Origin of the sequence: Microcystis sp. T1-4, from assembly GCF_000297435.1 — a bacterium.
Taxonomy (GTDB): domain Bacteria; phylum Cyanobacteriota; class Cyanobacteriia; order Cyanobacteriales; family Microcystaceae; genus Microcystis.
Genome location: NZ_CAIP01000068.1, coordinates 1 through 5743, shown reverse-complemented (window position 1 = coordinate 5743; position 5743 = coordinate 1). Strand labels below are relative to the sequence as shown.

Here is a 5743-nt window from a genome sequence, read left to right as displayed (position 1 = left end):
ATTTTCAAGCAGCAAGCAATTGGTCAATTCTCACAACTATAGGATTGAATCTTTTCAGAGGTTTGGGTTTTCTCTCAATAATGGAGGGACAGAGGTGGTTAGCTGAACGTTAGGAAAAACTGATAGTTTTATCGACGTAAGAAGCAGAAAAATTAGCTAAATTAACAGAATTTACTCTCAGACAATTTCAGGAGAGATAGGCTTTTAGTAGCTTGAGAACAAGCTTTATCAATCTATTCATAATAAATATTGGCAGAAGACTAAAGATTAATTATTGTGGCTAACTCTTTTGGTTAGAAAAAGGTAAACTTGAGAATCTTCAGTCAAATTTATTGACTGAAGATCATCTGTACTTAATTTAAATGAATCAGCCCGGCTCTCCCAGGTTTGGTGGGTAAAATGTATTCTAAGATACATTTCTCAAGAGCGAGGGGGTGGAACGAACCACAAAGACACAAAGGACACAAAGATCGATCGATCCTATGTCAATTAAACTTATCACACAGAACCTAGAAGAGCCTCAGCCCTAGGAGGCAGGAGGGATCAAAGACAAAATTTATCTTCTACTTAATTAGAACCAGTTACTTAGACTAGGTAATTACTATCCTAGAAATGGTGTTAAATTAACCTTATTTTTCCTGTTTTTCTAAAGCTAATTGCACTAATTTATCGACCAATTTCTCAAACTCTAAACCAGTGGCTTTCCAGAGTTGGGGATACATACTAAAATTAGTAAACCCCGGCAGAGTATTAATTTCATTGAGCAACACTTCCCCAGTCTTCTCCACATAGAAAAAATCCACCCGCGACAATCCCGCAGCATCCACAGCTTTAAATGCTTCTACAGCCATTTCTCGCACTTGATTAGCAATTTTATCAGGAATATTAGCGGGAATCACCATACTCGATCGCCCATCAGTATATTTAGTTTCATAGTCATAAAAATCACTATCAAAAGTAATTTCTCCCACCAAAGAAGCTTGGGGATTATCATTACCTAAAACCGCACATTCGATCTCCCTTGCGGTTACTCCTGCTTCAACAATAATCCGTCGATCATAACTAGCAGCACTATCTAAAGCAGCCTCTAATTCTTGCTGGTTGCGAGCTTTACTAATACCCACCGAAGAACCTAAATTAGCGGGTTTAATAAAACAAGGATAACCTATTTCCTCGGCGATTTGATCGCACAATTGCGGAAAAACACAGGCATTTGACCACACTTGCGAGCGGGTTATGGCCTTATACTTAACTTGGGGTAATCCAGCGGCTGCAAAAGCAGTTTTCATGGCAATTTTATCCATTCCCAAGCATGAACCCAGTACCCCACTACCCACAAAAGCAACCCGCATGAGAGTGAGTAATCCTTGTAAAGTTCCATCTTCTCCATTCGGTCCGTGGAGAATTGGAAACCAAACCTCAATTTCGCTCACTTCTGGGGGAAATTGCCAGATATTGACTTTTATATCACTCTCAATAGCTAGGGGTTGCCCAGAGGTTAAAATTTGTCTAGCAGTTGCTGCCGAATGCCAACAGCCATTTTTATCGATATAGAAGGGGATAACTGCGTATTTGTCAAGATTTTCGGGATAATTAAAAGCTTGCAGGATCGATCGAGCCGAATTGATAGATACCTCGTGTTCTCCCGATCGACCACCAAACAACAATCCTACCTTGATCTTATCCATATTATCCTCTCTAGACCCAGCTAGATCCTAAATTAGAGTTCAACTATCATATATACTATGGGCGGAGTTGACAATAGTTGCCAATGATTTAGATGCGGCTGTTCCTCGTGAGATAGGAGTTTTGGCAAAACCTCAAGATAAATTAATTATCGCTCATGATGAGATATGGTCGTTCTTTCCCTCAAAAAATGGATAATCACCTTGGAGCTATTCACACCCCCAAATTGAATGATTATTTAGCTAATTTTTCCAGTTTTTTCTTAGTTTTCTGAAGTTTTAAGGCTAAATTACCATGATGTTCGGGATAGTAAACGTGCAAGAATTCGATAAAATCCTCGATTGTACAAGGTTGATGAAATCCCCCTAAATTACCGTGGAATTCTTGGTGAATTTCTTCTTTAATAGTCACCAAATTCAGATCTAATGTCGCTAGATGGGGATATTTTTGGACAGAGTAAAGATGATGGACAGCGAGATTAAATTTATTATTTCTATCCGGTTTTTGCCCTGTCACCTGACAAGTGTTTTTATCTCTAGTTTTAGCTCGTTTTTTAGCCTTTTCAATCTCGATTTTTTGTTTGGTATCGTCATCTAGATTTTCCTGAATTTCTTTAAAGGCAAGAGGAAACTCGATTTCAATCATTTTACACATTTCTTGGCGCGATTTATTCGTCAAAGTTTCACTCATGGATTTAGAAATGCGAACAACTCCACTTTCAGAGAACCAAAACTCTCTTTTTTCATCTTCGTAAAAATCTACTCCTATTTTTAAAGGACGAACTTCTGTTTTAGTATTTTTGATTACCTTAGCAAGTTCTTCATCATCAACTTTCAAAGATGAAGATTCGTGGAGTTTAAGATTATTGAATGTTTGATTTAGCTTGGCTCCATTAGTTTTTAAAATTCGCCGCAAACTCTGTTTATGAATCATAGCCACTCCTTGATAAACTTTAATTTCGCCAGAGTCAGCCAATTCATTAAAAATTAATTTTCGTGCCAAAGAGCGACGAATTTTTTGATCGTGCTTAGTAAAAAATTCTCTAAATCTGTATATAATTCCTCGCTTTTCATGCTGATCAATATAGGAAGCAATTTTTAAAGCACCTTCAAAAGAAAACACTCTAACTTTATCTTTTTTGTTGACAAATTGATAATCGACACCTTCAACTAAATCCCAATCATCATTAGGATCAGCATCAAAAATATCAACAATTTTGTCTAGTTTTTCAAGAGTAATAGAAAACCATTGAGCTAATTCGGTATCCCGGATCAGGAAGGTATTTGCTTTCTGAGGCATGATTATTTTATCTCCGTGGTGATAGACTTATACATGACAGTTAAACAATCAAAAACTTCTGCGTCTCCTGTTTCTTGGTTATCAGGATGATAGATTTTAGAAAGACGATAATAGGCATTTTTAATGTCTTCCTTGCTGGCAGTTTTTGGATCAAGCTCGAAAACACGATAGGGATAAAAATACTTAAATATATTAATACCATTAATACAATGCTTACCAGTTTCTCCATCTTCTTCTGGTAAAATACCTACATACTCTCTGTAAATTTTTTCCCAACTTTCTCGCTGAGATAAATTGATGTTATCAAAGGCTCTAGTAGCCATTTGAAACATACTCGATTTTTTTAATTCTGTGGTATTGCTAACCTCAAAATAGGCATAAACTGCCTGTTTAAGTTGCGTTAGAGTTAAAGGTTTAACTTTTGAGCCTGTGGTGGTGGTGGCTGTAGTTTTTGATTTAGTTAACGATGGTTTAGGAGACTTTTTACGGTGGTTTTTGATGACAAAATCGGCAAAATCTTCGAGAATACGACTTTCGATCGAGTATTGCTCACAGATATGACTAATCTGCTCTAAAATGAGCGAGTTAAGAGGATTAGTGGTCATAATTTCCCTAAGAAGCTGCAAAAAATCTAGCCTTTCTTATCAAGATGAAGTGTAGGCTAATTTGGTATGAACGACCGACGACTGACTCCCGAAAACTTCCTATCTTAAATTAATACCACTGCTGTGGCCACTTTATCAAGTGGGTAATCATAAAAAAAATTGCTGGGATATTATAGATTTAAGTCAATAACCCCTTGCCGCAGTGGCAATTGTCTTGCCTGTCCTGCGGCTCAAATGACTATGGTAAAATCAGTCAACTAGAAATGACGGGAAACGATTTTTTCGATGGTTGCTTGGGTATCCTGCAGCAGTTTCTCGCGACTATCTCTAGTATTAGTCAGACTAGGCACGAGATTACGAGCTTGTAAAGCCATGTGAAGTTGTAGTTGAGCTACATACTCGCGGATATCTTCACGGGGTTCCGATTGGTTGGGGTGAAACATAGAGAAACTGCAAGGGGCTTGTCTAGCTGATGGTGTCTTGTCGATAACTCCTATACAAGTTATCACGAGAGCTTAGGTTCCAGTCAAGGGTCGGCGGCAACTCTACACATTTCTCAACACAACTTACCGGAAATTTGGGTTTAACCCCGTCCTTTAAGGACGGCTTGGATGCTAGAATGCTTGTCAGTGGTTCCGACCGTGAGAACGAGAGGAAACAGGTTAAACGTCCTACTCCGTGATCTCAAAATTTAGGCTCTTCGTTACTTGTTATGGTTCGATAGGAGGGCATAAATCGACTAAATCCTTTAAATCCTTAGCTGGCCAGAGACATAATTGATGAGCTTGTTCTAGATAGAAAACAATTGACAAAAGGCGATACAGGAAACTAATTACTATCATCGCCTGATTATTAAGTAGTCGTGCAAAATTAATTGCCCATTCGTAAAATATTGGAGGGATAGGCAAGTCTCCGATTTTGTCAAGGGTTTTGGCCAAAAAAAACGCCTCTGGGAGGCGGGGGTGAAAGGTATCACCCCGGGAAAATATTAAACGCCAAAAGACTTACCACAGCCACAGGTTTGACTGGCGTTGGGATTAGTGAATTGGAAACCACCGCCGATCATCGCGTTGCTGTAATCTAACATGAGACCGTAGAGATAGAGCAGACTTTTTTTATCAGAGACGATTTTAAAGCCATCGTAATCGAAAACCTCATCTTGGGGGCCAATATTGCCAGGATGCTCAAAATCCATCATATAGGACATTCCCGAACAACCACCCTGACGCACACCCACGCGCAAACATAAATCCTTGCCCTCTTGCTCTTTGAGCATGGTAAGGTGTTTGAGGGCAGCCTCACTGAGTAAAATTCCTTTTCCTTGAATCTGAGTAGCTTGTGTCATCTTTAGCAGGAACTCCTAAACGCAGTTGAAGGGGACATATAAAACTTTACCTTCTCCTATCCATCTTAACGATAGTTGAGGGCTGATGACTGGATTACTGTTTACTTTTTCCAGCCTCGCAGGAGTTATAGAGCAAAAAGAAGCAAAAAACTGGGATTATTAATTAAATAGGGTTGCCAGAGACGACTAGATTCTTGAAACAAACCCTAGAGCCATTCTCAGCCGATTTTCATCACCCAACCCTGGGGGGACGATAATCAAATCAGGAAAACGCTACTTTGGGGATGCCGAAAAAGCAGCCGGAAAAGAGCCAAAGAAATTCACTTTTCTAAGCGGAGATTAGTGCCGCTGCTATCGGTGCGATAAACCCAAGTTTTTTGGTTATCAGTCAGAATAATTCGCCATCCTTGCACCAGTGCTTGAGTACAGAATTCTCCCGGTTTAGCTAATCCTAAACAACCATCGGGCCAGGTTTGTGGTTGTGCTGCTTGAATTTGCAAGCGATTAACGGATATCTTGGTTTTCCGACTCAAATCTTGACGGGTAGCGGCGATGACCGAATTGGGTGGCTCAGGAGATGCTAAACTGGGTGGCACTAAGAGGAGAGAAAGCAGAGTCATTAGCATTAAAGTGCCAGTTGCTCCCTGAATAATTCTCGTTTTACCGATTGGTACTTGCTGGCTTTGGCTAAAATTTTTTCTAGATATCATCTTTAGTGCTGCCTCTTTCCGGGGGGTGATAGTCTGAGCAAATTTTCCTGTTTATCATCAGTGTAACCGATAGTTAGTAAAAGTATAGTCAAATATAT

At 39.3% G+C, this 5743-nt stretch carries 7 protein-coding genes; all 7 read right to left on the bottom strand.

What is annotated here, in order from left to right; translation table 11 throughout:
• Positions 1–629 precede the first annotated feature (629 nt).
• Positions 630–1688, bottom strand: a complete 1059-nt coding sequence (locus MICAI_RS03700; protein ID WP_008197941.1) for a D-alanine--D-alanine ligase family protein — start codon at positions 1686–1688, stop codon at positions 630–632.
• 232 nt (positions 1689–1920) lie between these two features.
• Entirely contained in the window at positions 1921–2985 is a 1065-nt protein-coding gene (locus tag MICAI_RS03695; RefSeq protein WP_008197936.1) for a hypothetical protein, read from the bottom strand.
• A gap of 2 nt (positions 2986–2987) precedes the next feature.
• The gene (locus MICAI_RS03690; RefSeq protein ID WP_008197935.1) at positions 2988–3590 is read right to left on the bottom strand and encodes a J domain-containing protein; all 603 of its coding nucleotides are present in this window, start codon (positions 3588–3590) and stop codon (positions 2988–2990) included.
• A gap of 257 nt (positions 3591–3847) precedes the next feature.
• Positions 3848–4033: a hypothetical protein gene (locus MICAI_RS03685; protein WP_008197934.1), complete on the bottom strand. Its 186-nt coding sequence runs from the start codon at positions 4031–4033 to the stop codon at positions 3848–3850.
• Between the two features lie 267 nt (positions 4034–4300).
• The gene (locus MICAI_RS25670; RefSeq protein WP_008197932.1) at positions 4301–4528 is read right to left on the bottom strand and encodes a hypothetical protein; all 228 of its coding nucleotides are present in this window, start codon (positions 4526–4528) and stop codon (positions 4301–4303) included.
• Positions 4529–4578: 50 nt separating this feature from the next.
• Positions 4579–4935, bottom strand: a complete 357-nt coding sequence (locus tag MICAI_RS03680; RefSeq protein ID WP_008197930.1) for an iron-sulfur cluster assembly accessory protein — start codon at positions 4933–4935, stop codon at positions 4579–4581.
• Positions 4936–5255: 320 nt separating this feature from the next.
• The gene (locus tag MICAI_RS03675) at positions 5256–5645 is read right to left on the bottom strand and encodes a hypothetical protein (protein WP_008197928.1); all 390 of its coding nucleotides are present in this window, start codon (positions 5643–5645) and stop codon (positions 5256–5258) included.
• Positions 5646–5743: the final 98 nt, after the last annotated feature.